Source organism: Streptomyces sp. S6 (genome assembly GCF_054880855.1).
In genome coordinates this window covers 15,211-30,745 of the sequence record NZ_JBTYMC010000021.1, presented here as the reverse complement: position 1 = coordinate 30,745, position 15,535 = coordinate 15,211, and the positions used below count along the sequence as shown (strand labels likewise).

Annotated in this window: 14 protein-coding genes; 4 read left to right on the top strand and 10 right to left on the bottom strand. The window is 71.0% G+C overall.

Features of this window, described 5'->3' with window-relative positions; translation table 11 throughout:
- Positions 1-6: 6 nt before the first annotated feature.
- The 7 genes from ACVNF4_RS05190 to ACVNF4_RS05160 all read right to left on the bottom strand — a co-directional run bounded on the left by ACVNF4_RS05190 (position 7) and on the right by ACVNF4_RS05160 (position 7,509).
- Complete coding sequence (locus tag ACVNF4_RS05190) at positions 7-1,026, bottom strand: ABC transporter permease (protein ID WP_461801457.1); 1,020 nt, start codon at positions 1,024-1,026, stop codon at positions 7-9.
- Entirely contained in the window at positions 1,023-2,540 is a 1,518-nt protein-coding gene (locus ACVNF4_RS05185) for a sugar ABC transporter ATP-binding protein (RefSeq protein ID WP_461801456.1), read from the bottom strand. The genes ACVNF4_RS05190 and ACVNF4_RS05185 overlap by 4 nt, the downstream gene beginning before the upstream one ends.
- A gap of 146 nt (positions 2,541-2,686) precedes the next feature.
- A complete protein-coding gene (locus tag ACVNF4_RS05180; RefSeq protein ID WP_461801455.1) occupies positions 2,687-3,868 on the bottom strand; it encodes an ROK family transcriptional regulator in 1,182 nt (393 codons plus the stop codon).
- Between the two features lie 215 nt (positions 3,869-4,083).
- On the bottom strand, positions 4,084-4,758 hold the full coding sequence (locus ACVNF4_RS05175) for a GntR family transcriptional regulator (RefSeq protein ID WP_461801454.1): 675 nt from the start codon (positions 4,756-4,758) through the stop codon (positions 4,084-4,086).
- A gap of 199 nt (positions 4,759-4,957) precedes the next feature.
- Entirely contained in the window at positions 4,958-5,896 is a 939-nt protein-coding gene (locus ACVNF4_RS05170) for a beta-ketoacyl-ACP synthase III (RefSeq protein WP_461801453.1), read from the bottom strand.
- Positions 5,897-6,047: 151 nt separating this feature from the next.
- On the bottom strand, positions 6,048-6,194 hold the full coding sequence (locus ACVNF4_RS05165) for an MFS transporter small subunit (protein WP_461801452.1): 147 nt from the start codon (positions 6,192-6,194) through the stop codon (positions 6,048-6,050).
- The gene (locus ACVNF4_RS05160; protein ID WP_461801451.1) at positions 6,151-7,509 is read right to left on the bottom strand and encodes an OFA family MFS transporter; all 1,359 of its coding nucleotides are present in this window, start codon (positions 7,507-7,509) and stop codon (positions 6,151-6,153) included. The genes ACVNF4_RS05165 and ACVNF4_RS05160 overlap by 44 nt, the downstream gene beginning before the upstream one ends.
- A 178-nt stretch (positions 7,510-7,687) precedes the next feature.
- Here ACVNF4_RS05160 and fdhD point away from each other — a divergent pair, with 178 nt between their 5' ends.
- On the top strand, positions 7,688-8,530 hold the full coding sequence (gene fdhD / locus ACVNF4_RS05155; RefSeq protein ID WP_461801450.1) for a formate dehydrogenase accessory sulfurtransferase FdhD: 843 nt from the start codon (positions 7,688-7,690) through the stop codon (positions 8,528-8,530).
- A 225-nt stretch (positions 8,531-8,755) separates the two neighbouring features.
- Here fdhD and ACVNF4_RS05150 read toward each other — a convergent pair whose 3' ends face one another.
- Positions 8,756-9,745 (bottom strand): bile acid:sodium symporter family protein, encoded by a 990-nt coding sequence (locus tag ACVNF4_RS05150; RefSeq protein ID WP_461801464.1) that lies wholly within the window; start codon positions 9,743-9,745, stop codon positions 8,756-8,758.
- 182 nt (positions 9,746-9,927) lie between these two features.
- On the opposite strand from ACVNF4_RS05150, the gene ACVNF4_RS05145 reads away from it, so the two are divergent.
- From ACVNF4_RS05145 to ACVNF4_RS05135, 3 genes are all read left to right on the top strand, one after another.
- Positions 9,928-10,797: a LysR substrate-binding domain-containing protein gene (locus tag ACVNF4_RS05145; RefSeq protein WP_461801449.1), complete on the top strand. Its 870-nt coding sequence runs from the start codon at positions 9,928-9,930 to the stop codon at positions 10,795-10,797.
- 209 nt (positions 10,798-11,006) lie between these two features.
- Complete coding sequence (locus ACVNF4_RS05140) at positions 11,007-12,836, top strand: AMP-dependent synthetase/ligase (RefSeq protein ID WP_461801448.1); 1,830 nt, start codon at positions 11,007-11,009, stop codon at positions 12,834-12,836.
- Positions 12,837-12,931: 95 nt separating this feature from the next.
- Positions 12,932-13,768 (top strand): aldo/keto reductase, encoded by an 837-nt coding sequence (locus tag ACVNF4_RS05135; protein WP_461801447.1) that lies wholly within the window; start codon positions 12,932-12,934, stop codon positions 13,766-13,768.
- Between the two features lie 55 nt (positions 13,769-13,823).
- On the opposite strand, the gene ACVNF4_RS05130 is transcribed toward ACVNF4_RS05135, so the two are convergent.
- Entirely contained in the window at positions 13,824-14,525 is a 702-nt protein-coding gene (locus ACVNF4_RS05130) for an SDR family oxidoreductase (protein WP_461801446.1), read from the bottom strand.
- Between the two features lie 67 nt (positions 14,526-14,592).
- Positions 14,593-15,507 (bottom strand): class I SAM-dependent methyltransferase, encoded by a 915-nt coding sequence (locus tag ACVNF4_RS05125; RefSeq protein WP_461801445.1) that lies wholly within the window; start codon positions 15,505-15,507, stop codon positions 14,593-14,595.
- Between the last annotated feature and the right edge of the window lie 28 nt (positions 15,508-15,535).

Sequence of the window (15,535 nt, the reverse complement as noted above, 5' to 3'; positions counted from 1 at the left end):
CTTTCCTCAGGTGGTGCTCGCGGTACGGCGCTGGACCAGCACGGCGGCGACGATGATCGCGCCCTTGGCGATCTGCTGGACGTCGGTCTGGAGGTTGTTCAGGGCGAAGATGTTGGTGATGGTGGTGAAGATCAGCACCCCGAGGACGGAGCCGACGATGGTGCCGCGACCCCCGCTGAGCAGGGTTCCTCCGATGATGGCGGCGGCGATCGCGTCGAGTTCGTACAGGTTGCCGTTGGTGTTCTGGCCGGAGCCGGACAGGATGATCAGCAGGAACGCGGCGATCCCGCAGCACAGCCCGGACAGCAGGTAGAGGTAGAGCCGCTGGCGGCGGACGTCGATGCCGGCGAGCCGCGCGGCCTCCGGGTTCCCGCCGACCGCGACGGCCCGGCGCCCGAACGTGGTCCGGTTCAGCAGCAGCCATCCGACGATCGTCACGAGTGCGAACACCAGGACGAGCGGCGGGACCCCGAGGACGTACGCGTCGCGTTCGCCGAGTTTCAGGACGCCGTCGATCGTGACGATCTGGGTCCGGCCGTCGGTGATCTGGAGGGCGAGTCCGCGCGCCGAGGCGAGCATGGCGAGCGTCGCGATGAACGGCACCATCCCGCCGTAGGCGATGAGCACCCCGTTGACCAGGCCGCAGCCGAGGCCGACGAGGACGGCGGTGAAGAGGATCCCGGCGAACCCGTACTCCTGGGTGGCGACGGTGGTCGCCCACACGGAGGCGAGGGCGACGATCGCGCCGACGGAGAGGTCGATGCCGCCGGACATGATGACGAAGGTCATCCCGACGGTGACGACGCCGATCACCGAAGCCTGGGTCAGGACGAGTTGGAGGTTGCGGGTGTCGAGGAACTCGTCGGGCTTGGTGATCCCGCCGATGACGACCAGCACGGCGAGGACGCCGACCAGGGAGACGATACGGAGGTCCGCACGGGCCAGCAGGCCGCGCCAGACCGGGACTTGAGCCGCTTCCGGCATCTTGTCGGCGCTGTCCCGCGGCGGTGAGACGGGCTGCGTCATGACGCGGGGCTCCCTTCCATGACGAGGTCGAGGACACGGTGTTCGTCGAGTTCGCGGGCGGGTGCCGTGTGGACGACACGGCCCTCGCGCAGGACCAGGACGCGGTCGGCGAGGCCGAGGACTTCGGGCACCTCGCTGGAGACGAGCAGCACGGCGAGCCCTTCGTCGGCCAACCGGCGTACGACTGCGTAGAGTTCGGCGCGCGCTCCGACGTCGACGCCACGGGTCGGCTCGTCGAGGAGGAGCACCTTGCAGCCGCGCAGCAGCCAGCGGGCGAGGACCGCTTTCTGCTGGTTGCCGCCGGAGAGGGTACGGACGGCGGCTGACGGATTGTCAGGACGCAGGGAGAGTTCACGGGTCGCCGCCCGAGCGGCCCCCTGCTCCGAGGTGCGGTCGATCCAGCCGGCGCGCGCGAAGCGGGAGAGCGTGGACACGGAGACGTTGCGGGTGACGGACTCCAGCATCAGCAGGGCCTGCGCCTTGCGCTCCTCGGGGGCCAGCCCGAGCCCGGCGCGGACGGCGGCGGGCACGCTGCCCGGCCTCAACTTCCGCCCCTCGACGAGGACCTGACCGGCCGTCGGTTTCCGGGCGCCGTACACGGTTTCGAGGATCTCGGAGCGCCCCGAGCCGACCAGTCCCGCGAGTCCGACGATCTCCCCGGCCCGCACCTCGAAGTCGACGGGCGCGAACTCCCCGTCCCGAGCCAGTCCTTGGACCTGGAGCACCGGAGTCCCGCTCGCCTCCTCGGCCGGCCGCTCCGGAAACACGTACTCGACATTGCGGCCGGTCATCAGCGCGACCACTTCCCGCGTCGGCGTCGACTCGGCGGGCAGCCCGCCCGCGACCGCCCGGCCGTCCTTGAGGACGGTCACCCGGTCACCGATCCGGCGGATCTCCTCCAGCCGGTGCGAGATGTAGACGACGGCGACGCCGTCGGCGGTGAGGCCGGCGACGATCCGGAACAGGTTGTCGACCTCGTCGGGGTCGAGCGCGGCCGACGGCTCGTCCATCACGATCAGCCGCACGTCGTGCGAGAGGGCCCGCGCCATCGACACGATCTGCCGCTGCGCCGCCGACAACTCGCCGACCAGCGTGCCCGGATCGACCTCGGGGTGGCCGAGTCGCTTGAGCAGGGCCGCTGTCGACGCTTTCGCCGTGCCCCTTCGGACGACGAACCCGGCGGCCGTGGGTTCGTGGCCCAGGTGGACGTTCTCGGCGACCGACAGGTGCTCGACGAGGTCGAGTTCCTGGTAGATGGTCGCGATGCCGAGGCGCATCGCGGCGATCGGCGAGCGCAGCACGACCTCCTCGCCGAGCCAGCGGATCGTGCCGTCGTCGGGCTGGTGGGCGCCGGCCAGGACCTTGATGAGCGTGGACTTTCCCGCGCCGTTCTGGCCGAGCAGGCAGTGCACTTCACCGGCCTGGACGTCGAGGTCGACGCCGTCCAGGGCCCGGACGCCGGGGAACGACTTGGTGATACCGGACATGCTGAGCAGCGGTGGCTGTGATGCCATGTGGTTCCCCTCGGCGGGCAGTGCGGGCCTGTGTCAGGGCGTGCCGGCCTGCCGGGCGGGTGAACTCCGGTGCCGGGCAGGCATGGTGGAGCGAGCGGGGTGGAGAGGGCGGCGCTGTGCTTGAGCGAGTGGCTTACGCGAGTGGCTCACGCGGGTGAGAAGAGGTGGTCGCTGATCAGCCGGGCCGCGCCGATGACTCCGGCGGTGGGGCCCAACTCCCCCAGGACGATGGGCAGGTTGCCGGTCGCCAGGGGCAGCGACTGGCGGTAGACCTGGGTGCGGATCGCGGCGAGCAGGGTGTGGCCGAGGCCGGTCACCCCGCCGCCGATCACCACCAGGCCGGGGTTGAAGAAGGAGACGAGACCGGCGATGACCTGGCCGACCTGACCGCCCCCCTCACGGATCAGGTCGAGGGCGGTGGTGTCACCGGCGACGGCCGCCGCGGCGACGTCCGCACCGGTCAACGTGCCGTGCGCGGCGAGCCGTTCGGCGAGTTCGGCGGACAGCCCCTGGCGGGCCGCCTCCATCGCGTCCCTGGCCAGCGCCGCGCCGCTGAAGTGGGCTTCCAGACAGCCCCGGTTGCCGCAGGCGCACGGACGCCCGTCGGGAACCGCCCGGATGTGTCCGATGTCGCCCGCGCTGCCCGTCGTACCGCGGTAGACCTGCCCGCCGACGACGATGCCGCAGCCGATACCGGTGCCGATCTTGACGCAGAGGAAGTCGACGACGGACCGGGCGACGCCGGCATGCTGCTCCCCCATCGCCATCAGGTTCACGTCGTTGTCGACCATCACCGGGCAGCCGAGTTCCTGGCTGAGCGCCTCCCGTACGGGGAAGCCGTCCCAGCCCGGCATGATCGGCGGGGCGACGGGCACGCCCTCGGGGAAGCGGACCGGCCCCGGGACTCCGATGCCCGCGCCGTCGATGCCCTCCGCGAGACCGGTGGCCCGCAACTTGGCTGTCATGGCGAGGACTTGCTCGAAGACGGCGACCGGGCCCTCGCGGACGTCGAGGGGCTGGTTGAGGTGGCCGAGGATCTCCAGCTCGGCGTTGGTGACGGCGACGTCGACCGAGGTCGCGCCGATGTCGACGCCCAGGAAACGGAGTTCGGGGTTGAGGCGCACGTTGTGCGAGCGCCGGCCGCCCCGGGAGGCGGCGAGGCCGTCGGCCACGACCAGTCCCGTCTCCAGCAACCGGTCCACTTCCACGGCCAGTTTGGACCGCGAGAGGTCGACCTGGTCACCGAGCTGGGCCCGGGAGCTCTGGCCGCCGTCCCTCAAGAGGTGCAGCAGCCGGGCCTGATGGGCGTTCGCGGGCCGTGCCGTCATCCGTCTCACGTGTCCCTCCCCGCCTCTGCTCGCCGTCGGCTCCGGGCTTTCGAAGGGAACGTAGCAGCGGGCGCCGGAGGTGGGAAGAAGTTGTGCACGGATTACCGCGGACTTTCTCCACTCACAGGACAAAGATCAGGGTGAGAACGTCCGCCGAAACCGGCCGAATCACGCGGGAAGCACCCCGCGTCGGCCCGAGAACCCGTCCCCCGCTCCTACTTCTCCCGCGCGTGATACGACCGCCGCGTATGCTCCGTGTGCTCCCGCATCAACCGCGCGGCCAGTTCCCCGTCCCGCCCCTCGATCGCGGCGATCAACTCCCGGTGTTCGTCCCAGGACTTGCGCCCCCGCTGCCGGGCGATCGGCGTGTAGTACCACCGCACCCGCCGGTCGACCTGCGCGGCGAGCCCCGCGAGGACGGTGTTGCCGGACATCTCCATGACGGTCGTGTGGAAGCGGGCGTTGAGGGCGACGGCCGCGTCGACGTCGTCGCGGGCGACCGCGTCGAGGCCGAGCCGCTGGATCTCCCGCAGCTCCGCGAGCCCCGCCTCGGTGGGGTCGGCGGCGGCGAGACCGGCCGCCTCGGCCTCCAACAGGGTCCGCACCGTGAGGAGTTGGTCCGCCTCCTGCTCCGTGGGCTCGTGCACGAACGCCCCCTGCGCGGGCCGCAGATCCACCCATCCCTCGGTGCTGAGCCGCTGCAACGCCTCCCGCACCGGCTGCCGTGACACCCCGAGGTGCCCGGCGAGCTCGCTCTCCACGAGATGCTGACCGGGTCCGAGCGCACGCGTGATGATCAGTTCGAGGAGCGCCTCGTAGACACGGTCCCGCAGCGGGCCGGGCCGCTCCAGCCGGGGCACCGAACCGTGCGGCAGTCCAGACGACAGCATCGCGGTCTCCTCTTGGGCGGCACACCAGGCGCCACCGGAAGGCCAGTATCGATTGTCTTTCGTCTACAGTCTACGGCGCACGAGAGCCGGACCGGGGCGGTGGTACAGCACACATCACGCACCACGCAGGACCACCTCACGCGTCATGCGTGACACCTCACGCGCCACACATCACACGTCACACCCCGCCCGCCCCCCCTCACGGGCACCGCACCACCTGCCCCGCGTACGACAGATTCCCCCCGAACCCGAACAACAGCACCGGATCCCCCTTGGAGATCTCCCCCCGCTCCACCAGCTTCGAGAACGCCAGCGGAATGCTCGCCGCCGACGTGTTCCCGGACTCCACGACATCCCGTGCCACCACCGCGTTCACCGCCCCGATCTTCTCCGCGAGGGGCTCGATGATGCGCAGGTTGGCCTGGTGCAGGACGACCGCCTTGAGGTCGGCCGGCACGAGACCGGCCCGCTCGCAGGCCTGCCGGGCGAGCGGCGGCAGCTGGGTCGTCGCCCAGCGGTACACGCTCTGCCCCTCCTGTGCGAACCGCGCGGGCTGCCCCTCGATCCGCACGGCGTGCCCCATCTCCGGCACCGACCCCCACAGCACGGGCGAGATCCCCGGCTCCTCGGACGCCTCGACGACGACCGCGCCCGCCCCGTCCCCGACGAGGACGCAGGTCGTGCGGTCGCTCCAGTCGACGACCTCGGACATCTTGTCGGCGCCGATGACCAGCGCCCGCTTCGCCCCGCCCGCGCGGACGGTGTGGTCGGCGGTGGCGAGCGTGTGCGTGAACCCGGCGCACACGACGTTGAGGTCCAGCGCGGCGGGCCCGGGGATGCCGAGGCGGGCCGCGACCCGGGCGGCCATGTTGGGCGAGCGGTCGACGGCCGTGGACGTCGCGACGAGGACGAGGTCGATGTCGTCCGGGCCGAGACCGGCGGCGGCGAGGGCCTTGGCGGCGGCGTGCGCGGCGAGCTCGTCGACGGGTTCGTCGGGGCCGGCGATGTGGCGGGTGCGGATGCCCACCCGGGAGGTGATCCACTCGTCGCTGGTGTCCACCATGCCCGCCAGCTCCGCGTTCGTGAGCAGCCTGGCGGGCTGGTAGTGGCCGACGGCGGCGATGCGAGAGCCGTTCATCTGGGGGTCCCCTCGTGGCCTTGGGTAGCGGGATTCCCCAGTTTGGTCAGTGACTCACGGGTACGCGGACAGGTGATGCGACAGGATTCCGGCGCCCCTGTTGTCAGCTTCCCTCACAACGGAGGGCGCCTCGAAGCCGTAACGGTGAGTACTAGCCGGTAAACAACTTCGTGGCCTTCTGTACGAGTTCGTACAGACCGTAGACCAGCGGCGCCCCCACCCACAGCCAGGCGAAGACGATCAGCGGACGCCGGTCAGGCGGACTCGGGCTGCTGTCGGGCTCCGGCGTCGACGGCATCGTCGGCCTCCTTCGGGGTGGTGGTGACGTGGTGGCGAGGGTGGACCGGACGGACGAGTTCGTTGGCGACGAAGCCGACGGCGAGCAGGCCGATCATGATGAACAGGGAGAGCGTGTAGAGGGAGGCGCCGCTCTTGCCGGCCTCCTCCTGGCGGTCGGCGATCCAGTTGACGATCAGCGGGCCGAGCACGCCGGCCGTGGACCAGGCGGTGAGGAGACGGCCGTGGATCGCACCGACCTGGTGGGTGCCGAACAGGTCCTTCAGATAGGCGGGGATCGTGGCGAAGCCGCCGCCGTAGAAGGAGAGGATCACCAGCGCGCAGACCACGAACAGCGGCTTCGAGGAGTCCCCGAAGCTCGCGATCAGCCCGTACATCAGCGCGCCGACGCCCAGGTAGACGCGGTAGACGTTCTTGCGGCCGATCAGGTCGGACGCCGACGACCAGCCGATGCGGCCCGCCATGTTCGCGGCGGACAGCAGCGCGACGAACCCGGCGGCGGCCGTCACCGACACCGTCTGCGAGGTGTCCGCGAAGAAGTCCTTGATCATCGGCGCGGCCTTCTCCAGGATGCCGATCCCGGCGGTCACGTTCATGCACAGGACGATCCACAGGCACCAGAACTGCGGGGTGCGCACGGCGCTGTTCGCGGAGACCTGGGGGCCGCCGACGACGGCCGGTGCCTCGGCGGAGGCCGCGTCCTTCGCCTCGGCCACACGAGGCACCCGCACCAGCAGCACCCCGAGCGTCATGAACACGGCGTACGTCAGCCCGTGCACGAGAAACGCCAGCGCGATCCCGTCGCTGTCCGAGCCGAACGACTCCAGCATCTGCGCGGACCACGGCGAGGCGATCAGCGCGCCCCCGCCGAAGCCCATGATGGCGATGCCGGTGGCCATGCCGGGCCGGTCCGGGAACCACTTGATCAGCGTCGACACCGGGGAGATGTAGCCGATGCCGAGGCCGATTCCGCCGATGAACCCGTAGCCGAGGACGATCAGCCAGTACTGCTCGGTCGCGGCGCCCAGCGCGGAGACCAGGAACCCGGTGGAGAAGCAGACGAGGGCGACCGTCATCGCCCAGCGCGGGCCGTTGCGCTCCACGAGGGTGCCGCCGAACGCGGCGGACAGCCCCAGCATGACGATGGCGAGCTGGAACGGCAGCGCGCTCTGCGTGCCGCTGAGGTCGAGGGCGGACTCCAGCGGCGGCTTGAACACGCTCCAGGCGTACGCCTGGCCGATCGAGAGGTGGACGGAGAGCGCGGCGGGGGGAACGAGCCAGCGGCTCCAGCCCGGCGGTGCGATGGGGGGACTCATGAATCCGGAACGATAGAAATCTTCCCCGGCGTTGAGAAGCCCGTTGTGGACGGTATGCGGTGAACGGTATGCGGCGAGCGCCGAACGGTCGGGGTGATCGTTTCCGCGAGTTTCCGCGAGTTTCCGTGAGTCGCCACGCGTTTCCGCCCGGCCGCCGGCCTGCGGGACAATGAACGGCATGGGACGAGTCACCGAACGCCGCAGAGTGGTCCGGATCCGCGACGGTGCCGTGTCGGCGCGGGCCGACACGCTCGTGGCCGAGGAGCCGATGGAGATCCGCCTCAACGGCAGACCCATCGCCATCACGATGCGGACGCCGGGGGACGATTTCGCGCTGGCGGCGGGGTTCCTGGTCAGTGAGGGGGTCCTCGCGGACGCCGCCGACCTCCAGAACATCGTCTACTGCGCGGGCGCCACCTCCGACGGCGGCAACACCTACAACGTCGTCGACGTCCGCACCTCCCCCGGCGTCGTCCTGCCGGACATCACGCTGGAGCGGAACGTCTATACGACGTCGTCCTGCGGGCTGTGCGGGAAGGCGAGCCTCGACGCCGTCCGGACGACCGCCCGCTGGACCATCGCGGACGACCCTCGACTCCGCGTCGGCGCCGGCCTGTTGGCCGAACTGCCCGACCGGCTCCGGGCGGCGCAGCGGGTGTTCGACCGCACGGGCGGGCTGCACGCCGCCGCGCTGTTCAGCGAGGACGGCGAACTCCTCGACGTGAAGGAGGACGTGGGGCGGCACAACGCCGTCGACAAACTGGTCGGACGGGCCTTGCAGAGCGGGGAGTTGCCGCTGTCCCGGTGTGTGCTGCTGGTTTCCGGGCGGGCCTCGTTCGAGTTGGCGCAGAAGGCCGTGATGGCCGGCATTCCGGTGCTGGCGGCGGTGTCGGCGCCGTCGTCGCTGGCGGTGGATCTGGCGGAGGAGGCGGGGTTGACGCTGGTGGGGTTCTTGCGGGGGGCCTCCATGAATGTCTACGCCGGGGCGGAACGGGTTGTCTCTGGGGTGGGGGTTTCTTGAGGGGTGGGCCTGGCTGAGTGGGCGGTGGCTGGAAGGTTGGCGCGCGCGTGACATTGGCTCTCTCGCCTGCGGGGCGCCTCAGTCGGTGTCGAGGACACGAACGTGCTCAGCCCTTCGGGCCTGCGCGCGATCGTGTCCTCGACACCGACGCGCCCCTTCGGCTCCTTCGCGGCCGGTGGCCGGTGCGGGTGCGGGACTTGGTGGGCACTTGCCGGCTGTTTTTCTTTACTTGCCTGTCCTCACCGGTTCTCGCGGGATCGCTCCAGCCTGTGTCTCCGTGACGTCCCTTGCCCTTCTCTTCGCGATCACCGCGCACACCATGAGCTGCATCTGGTGGAACAGCATCAGCGGCAGCACCGCCAGCGACGCCTGTGCCCCGAACAGCACGCTCGCCATCGGCAGGCCGGAGGCCAGGGATTTCTTGGAGCCGGCGAACTGGATGGTGATGCGGTCCTCGCGGGAGAAGCCGAGGGCCTTGGTGCCGTACCAGGTGAGGGCCAGCATCACCGCGAGGATCACGGCCTCGACGACGAGGAGCGCGCCGAGGCGGGCCGGGCTGACCTGGTGCCAGATGCCGCGGACCATGCCCTCGCTGAAGGCGGAGTAGACGACCAGGAGGATCGAGGCGCGGTCGACGAGGCCGAGGACCTTCTTGTGGCGGGTGAGGAAGCCGCTGGTCCAGCGGCGGGTCAGCTGGCCGGCGAGGAACGGCACCAGGAGCTGGAGGACGATGTCGAGGAACGAGTCCGCCGAGAAGCCGCCCGTGCCGCCCAGCAGGGCCGCCGCGAGGAGGGGGGTGACGACGATGCCGATGATCGAGGAGAAGGAGCCCGCGCAGATCGCGGCGGGGACGTTGCCCCGGGCCATCGAGGTGAACGCGATGGAGGACTGGACGGTGGAGGGGACGAGGGTGAGGAAGAGGACGCCCTGCTGGAGGGGGGTGGTGAGGATGGTGGGGGCCAGGGCCGCGGTGGCCAGGCCGAGGAGGGGGAAGATGACGAACGTGCAGGCCAGGACGGTGATGTGGAGGCGCCAGTGGCGCAGGCCGTCCATCGCCTCGCGGGTCGACAGGCGGGCGCCGTAGAGGAAGAAGAGGAAGGCGATGGCGCCGGTGGAGACCCCGGAGACCGTGTCGGCGGCCTGGCCGCGGGCGGGGAGGAGAGCCGCGAGGCCCACCGTCCCCAGCAGCAGGAGGATGTAGGGGTCGATCGGCATCCGCAGGGGCCGTCGCAGGCGTTTCAACTGTGCTCCACGTGCGCGTTCGTCGAAGAGGTGCTCGAAAAGGGGATCAAGGGCGGTGCGCCCCTCTCCATGGTCCTCCGCCTTTCCGTGATCGGGAATCCGTCATACCGCTCTGACTGTTATCGCCGATCGCGATGACCGCCTACCCTGTCCCCATGTACGACCCGTCCCACCTGCGTACCTTCCTCACCGTCGCGCAAACCCTCAGCTTCACGCAGGCGGCCCGCCGCCTCGGGCTGCGCCAGTCGACGGTGAGCCAGCACGTCCGCCGTCTGGAGGACGCGGCCGGCCGCACCCTGTTCACCCGGGACACGCACTCCGTCGAGCTGACGGAGGACGGCGAGGCGATGCTCGGGTTCGCGCGGCGGATCCTGGCCGTGCACGAGCAGGCCGCCGCGTTCTTCACGGGGACCCGGCTGCGGGGGCGGCTGCGGTTCGGGGCGTCGGAGGACTTCGTGCTGACCCGGCTGCCGGAGATCCTGGAGGGGTTCCGGTACGAACACCCCGAGGTCGACCTGGAGTTGACCGTCGAGCTGTCCGGCACGCTGCACGAGCAGCTCGCCGCCGGGAAACTGGACCTCGTCCTCGCCAAGCGGCGTCCGGAGGACCCCCGGGGCGAGCTGGTGTGGCACGACGAGCTGGTGTGGATCGGCGCCGAACGGCTGCGGCTCGATCCGCGGCGCCCCGTCCCCCTCATCGTCTACCCGCCGCCCGGCATCACCCGGGCGCTCGCGCTGGAGGCGTTGGAGCGGCAGGGCCGGGCGTGGCGGATCGTGTGCACGAGCGGCAGCCTGAACGGGCTGATCGCGGCGGCGCGGGCGGGCCTCGGGGTGATGGCGCACTCGCGGACGGTGGTCCCGCCGGGGCTGGTGCGGGTGCCGGACCGGTTCGGGCTGCCGGAGCTGGGGGCGGTGGACTTCGTCCTCATGCACGGCTACGGCCCCACGAGGACGGAAGCGGCAGGTGCGGCCGACGCGCTCGCCGCCGCGATCCTCGCCGGAGGCGTCCGCCTGCACCGGCCCTGACCCCCGTGCGGGTGGATTCCGTGGAGATCGGCGCCTCGACACTTACCGAACCGTCAGTTTTCTGTCCGTTCTCTTCCCCCGTGCACGGAATCTCCCGCCCGGAGCGGCCCGTACGAGAGCATCACTCCGTTTTCGGCCCCCTCCCGCCGTTCGCCCCCTTGGGGTAGCTTTCACCGCGCAAAACGGCCGGGAAGAAGCGGGGTGCGAGGTTGCGCGAGTTCACCAACCCTGCGTTGGCGTCGGTACCCCCTGTCGGCGGCCTCGCCGACTCCGTGTTCCGGTACGCCGAGGACGACCCCCGGTACCTCGCGCTGGGCCGCCGGGGGGAGGACGGCGCGTGGCGTGACGTCACCGCCGCCGAGTTCCGTGACGAGGTCCTGGCACTGGCCAAGGGCCTGCTCTCGCGGGGCATCCGGTTCGGCGACCGCGTCGCGATCATGTCCCGCACCCGCTACGAGTGGACGCTCTTCGACTACGCGCTGTGGACGATCGGCGCGCACGTGGTGCCGGTGTATCCGACGTCGTCCGCCGAGCAATGCCTGTGGATGCTGTACGACAGCGACTGCGTGGCCGCCGTCGTCGAGCACGAGGACCACGCGATGACGCTCGCCACCGTCATCGACCGCCTCCCTTCCCTGCGCGAGCTGTGGCAGCTCGACACGGGTGTCGTGCGGGAGCTGTACGACGGCGGCGCGCATCTGGACGACGAGGTGGTGCACCGGCACCGGGAGGCCGTCACGCCGGAATCGGTGGCCAGCGTGATCTACACCTCGGGGACCACGGGGCGGCCCAAGGGGTGCGTGATCACGCACGGGAACCTGATGTTCGAGGCCGACACCGTGATCCGGTACTGGGAGCCGATCTTCCGCTCCCGGCGCGGCGACGAGCCGGCGACGCTGCTGTTCCTGCCGCTGGCGCACGTCTTCGGGCGGATGGTGCAGGTCGCGGCGCTGCGGGCCAAGGTGCGGTTCGGGCACCAGCCGCAGATGCAGGCGTCGGTGCTGCTGCCGGACCTGGCCGCCTTCCGGCCGACGTTCTTCCTGGCCGTGCCGTACATCTTCGAGAAGGTGTTCTCCGCCGCCCGCCGCAAGGCCGAGCGCGAGGGACGGTCGGGGGCGTTCGAGAAGGCCGTCGACATCGCCGTCGCGTACGCGGAGGCCGTGGAGGCGAAGGCGTGGGGGACGGGCCCCGGGCCGTCGGCCGGGCTGCGCATGCAGCACCAGGTGTTCGACAAGCTGGTCTACGCGAAGGTGCGGGCCGCGATGGGCGGCAAGGTCCGCCAGGCCGTCTCCGGCGGCTCGGCCATGGACCGCCGCCTCGGGCTGTTCTTCGCGGGCGCGGGCGTGCAGGTCTACGAGGGGTACGGCCTGACGGAGACGACGGCGGCGGCGACCGCGAACCCGCCGGGCCGCACCCGTTACGGCACCGTCGGGCAGCCGATCCCGGGCATGACCGTGCACATCGCGGACGACGGGGAGGTGTGGCTGCGCGGCGAGAACGTCTTCCCCGCCTATCTGAACAACCCGAAGGCGACCGACCAGGCGCTGCACGACGGCTGGCTCGCCACCGGTGACCTGGGCTCTCTGGACGGGGACGGCTATCTGACGATCACCGGCCGCAAGAAGGAGATCATCGTCACGTCCGGCGGCAAGAGCGTCTCGCCGGGCCCGCTGGAGGAGCGGGTGCGCGACCATCCGCTGGTCGGCCAGTGCGTCCTGATCGGCAACGACCGCCCCTTCGTCGCCGCCCTGATCACCCTCGACCCGGAGGGCGTCGAGCACTGGCTGCGGATGCGGGGCAAGCCCGGCGCCCTGTCCCCCGCCGAACTCGTGCACGACGGCGAGCTGGAGGCCGAGGTGCGCCGGGCCGTCGTCGCCGCGAACACGCTGGTCTCGCAGGCCGAGCAGATCCGGACGTTCCGGATCCTGGCCCAGCCGTTCACCGAGGAGCACGGCCTGCTGACGCCGTCGCTGAAGCTGAAGCGCAAGGCGATCGAGAACGCTTACGCGAAAGAGGTCGAGGCGCTGTACCGGAAGTGAGCCGGGCCACTGCTTTCCGCAGGTGGAATGCGCCGCGTACCGTGATCGTTGACCATGGAAGCACCCTTGACGGACAACCTAAGGATCGAGAGCGCGTGAGCAGCAAGGTCCCCCCGACCATCCTGAACAACGGCGTCGAGATGCCCCAGCTGGGCTTCGGCGTGTGGCAGGTGCCGGACGACGAGGCGGAGCGCGCGGTCGCGACGGCCCTGGAGGCCGGGTACCGCAGCATCGACACGGCCGCGATCTACGGCAACGAGGAGGGCACCGGCAAGGCGCTCGCCTCCGCCGGTGTGGCCCGCGAGGACCTCTTCGTCACCACCAAGCTGTGGAACTCCGAGCAGGGCTACGACTCGACGCTGCGCGCGTTCGACGAGTCCCTCGGCAAGCTGGGCCTCGACTACGTCGACCTGTACCTGATCCACTGGCCGACCCCGGCCCGTGACCTCTACGTCGACACGTACCGCGCGTTCGAGAAGCTGTACGCGGACGGCCGGATCAAGGCCATCGGCGTGTCCAACTTCCACCCGGAGCACCTGGAGCGCCTCGTCGCGGAGACGTCCGTGATCCCGGCGGTCAACCAGATCGAGCTCCACCCCCACCTCCAGCAGCGCGTGCTGCGCGAGGTGCACGCCGAGCAGGGCATCGCCACCGAGGCGTGGTCGCCGCTCGGCCAGGGCAAGGGCCTCCTGGAGGTCCCGGCGATCATCGCCATCGCCCAGAAGCACGGCCGCACCCCGGCCCAGGTCGTCCTGCGCTGGCACCTCCAGCTCGGCAACGTCGTGATCCCGAAGTCGGTGACCCCGTCCCGGATCAAGGAGAACATCGAGGTCTTCGACTTCTCCCTGGACGACGAGGACCTGGCGGCGATCAGCGCCCTGAACGAGGACCGACGGATCGGCCCGGACCCGGCGGAGTTCAACGTCGCCTGACGCGTGGCGAGTCGAGGGGGTGGGGGTTCGCATGTGAACCCCCACCCCCTCCGCGCTACACGGGCTGCCCGATCGGGCGGACGACGACGGTGTTGACGTCCACGCCCTCGGGCTGGTCCATCGACCACACCACCGAGTCGGCGATCTGATCCGCCGTCAGGAGGTGGCCGGGCGGCAGGCTTCCGTAGCTGTCCCAGAACGGCGTCTCGGTGCGCCCCGGCGCGATCAGGGTGACGCCGACGCCCCACTCGGTGACCTGGCGGCGGGTGTTCTCGGCGAGCCCGGTGACGGCCCACTTCGTCGCCCCGTACAGGTTGCCGGGGCCGTGCACGAACCCGGCGACGCTGCCGACCAGCACGATCCGGCCCTTCGTCTCCTTCAGCGCGTCGATCGAGGCGCGGATCAGCAGCGCCGGGCCCAGCACGTTGGTGAGGATCATCTCCGGCCAGCCCGCCGGGTCCCCCTCGGCGACCGAATCGTGCGTGGCCGTACCGGCGTTGGCGACGACGGCGTCCAGACGGCCGTACGTCTCAAGGGTCTTGGTGACCGCGTGCCGGACGTCGGCGTACTCGGCCGCGTGACCGGGGAAGGTCAACAGACCCTCGGGCTCGCCGAGTTCCTTCGCGAAGGAGCTGAGGCGTTCCTCGCCCCGGCCGGTGACGGCGACTTTCCAGCCCTTGGCGAGCAACTGGCGGGCGACGGCGGCGCCGATGCCGCTGCCGCCGCCGGTGATGAGAGCGACGCGAGTGTCGTTCATGGTGGACCCCCTTGGTTCGGCAGGGAGTTCATCACTTGGAGCGCTCTCGATGTCAAGGCCCCGGAGTTCAGGCGGGCTTGACCGCCGTGTGGACCGTGTGGGCCGCGAGGACGTACAGGTCGGGGCGGCGGTGGACGCTCGCCGGGTCGGTGGGGTCGAGGAGCCGGTCGAGGGTGGTGCGGTCGTCGGCGTCGAGGTGCTCGCCGATGCCGTCCCGCATGCGGGTGAACATCTCGGCGGCGTAGGCGCGGGCCCGGTCGGAGGCGGGGGCGGGGAGGTCGAGGAGGAAGGTGCGGGTGCGGGCGTGCTTCAGGCCGGCCGAGGTGAGGAGGGCGGCCCAGTCCTCCGTCTCGGCGACGGAGCCGGGGAGTTCGGCGCGCATCCGGGCGAACCAGTCCGCGGAGACCGCGTCGAGGCGGGTCTCCAGGGCGGGGCGGCCGAAGCCGAGGTCGCGGGGAAGGAAGCGGGTGGGCAGGCCGCCCTCCATCAGCGCGAGTGTGCCGCCGGGGGCGAGGCGGTTCGCGCAGGCGGTGAGCGCGGCGCGCTGGTCGCCGAGGTGGTGCAGGCTGCGGCCGGCCCACAGGAGGTCGGCGGGGTAGTCCAACTCGGCCAGGCTGCCGGGGAGTTCACCGGCGAGCGTGCCGAAGCGGTCCGCGTGCCCGAGGCGTTCGGCGCGTTCGCGGGCGCGGTCGAGGAGCGGCTGCGAGCCGTCGGCGGCGATCACCCGGGCGCCGGGGAACGCCTCGGCGAGCAGTCCGGTGACGACGCCGGGTCCGCTGCCGACGTCCACGATCAGGCCGGGTTCGGTGATCTCCTTGCCGAGCCAGGTGAACGCCCGCTCGTACCAGGGCGCGTACAACTCGGCCTGGGATTCGAGGTGCTGGGCCATCTCGGCCCAGTCGATGCCGGTGTCGCCCTCGTGGTCGGTGCCGTGGTGGTGGGTGCTGTGCTGGTGGGTGCCGTGGTGGTGCTGGTGTGCCATGCCGGTCAGCCTCTCTTCGGTGAGGGCG